The 1,203-nt window shown below is 42.9% G+C and carries 1 protein-coding gene; it reads right to left on the reverse strand.

Annotation, left to right across the window (positions count from 1 at the left end; translation table 11 throughout):
- Window positions 1-64 precede the first annotated feature (64 nt).
- Window positions 65-1,153: a DUF3792 domain-containing protein gene (locus ACFIQC_RS09860; protein ID WP_375707137.1), complete on the reverse strand. Its 1,089-nt coding sequence runs from the start codon at window positions 1,151-1,153 to the stop codon at window positions 65-67.
- Window positions 1,154-1,203: the final 50 nt, after the last annotated feature.

Here is a 1,203-nt window from a genome sequence, read left to right on the forward strand (position 1 = left end):
AAAAAAGCTGCACTATGCGTGCAGCTTTTTATGTATTTGCTTTAAAGGTAGACAGGTAGATGTTTTAAAGCATGAAAGTGTCCTTACGGCTTCTATAACCATAATAGCCAAAAACACTGGAAATAATGGCGCCTACCAGACTTCCTAAAAAGCCCCACCACCCCATATTGGAGGCTGTTTTTGTGGCTTTAGTCGCAGTGTTTTTGGCGCCCTTGATCGTATCCTCAAGATTGTCTGAAAGTGTTTCTGCCCGTTCTTCAAGGACTTTTATGGCTTTTTCGGTCTTTTCTTCTGCGCTTTGATAGAGTTGAACAGCATGGTTGGCTGCTGTTTGTGCATCCGCACGGGACATGCCATCGGTCATAAGGGCCTTGATGATATCACTTCGATCAAATTTTGTCGTGAGATCTTCTACACGATCAGACAGGCGTTCACCAAGATTTTTTAAAGTGGTGCGATAGTAAGAAGGATCATTTTTGAAAGCTGTTATCGCAGAACCAATATCATTGAGTGCAGCTTGATAGGTTTGTTTTAAGCGATCAGGGTTGAGAGCAGGAATGTCGCTTTTATTGAGAAGGGTGCGCAATTCACTCCTAAGTTGGTCAAAATTGATATCATTGTCACTATTTTTTGCAAAAAACTGTTCAAGACTTTCGCTGTTTAAGTTTGCAAGTACAGGGGAAATATTGTTTTTTAGGCTGTCTACGGTTTGTTGGACCATAGAGCTGTTTTCTAGAGCCGTTTTAGCTCCTATCTTTGCTGTACTAGAAACCACGTGGATGGCTTGGAGGGTCATCAGCAATGTTATGAGAGCCCAGGTGAGAAAGCCATGAAGCGTCCCTGAGGTTTCAGCAAAACGTCCAGCTACAAAGCCTCCCAAGGCTAGGCTAATCAGTGTAACGATAACAGAACCCACGCCAAAGGAGAGGAAAGAGCCTTCAAATGGGGTTGAAGAAGTGAAATCCATTTGGCTTAAGCCTAAAGCGGCGACCAGAAAAGAGAGGCAGATTGAGGTGGCAAGAGCCGTCACCAGTCCCGCAAAGATTGCGGACCATGAAATGGGTGTGTGAAAGAGTGAATATTTTTCTTCTAGAGATGTTTCTCCTAGAAAATTCGTCTCAAATGGTGTGTTTTCAGGAATGCGAGTTTCCATGTTTTATCTCCTTGAATATGCTGGAGATACAATGCCTTTTTGCTAATTAT

Origin of the sequence: Bartonella sp. AA126HLJHH (assembly GCF_042197425.1) — a bacterium.
GTDB lineage: Bacteria > Pseudomonadota > Alphaproteobacteria > Rhizobiales > Rhizobiaceae > Bartonella.

Excerpts from the sequence above, each read along its gene's own strand:
- ACFIQC_RS09860 (WP_375707137.1), bottom strand. The coding sequence starts at position 1,153 with ATGGAAACTCGCATTCCTGAAAACACACCATTTGAGACGAATTTTCTA.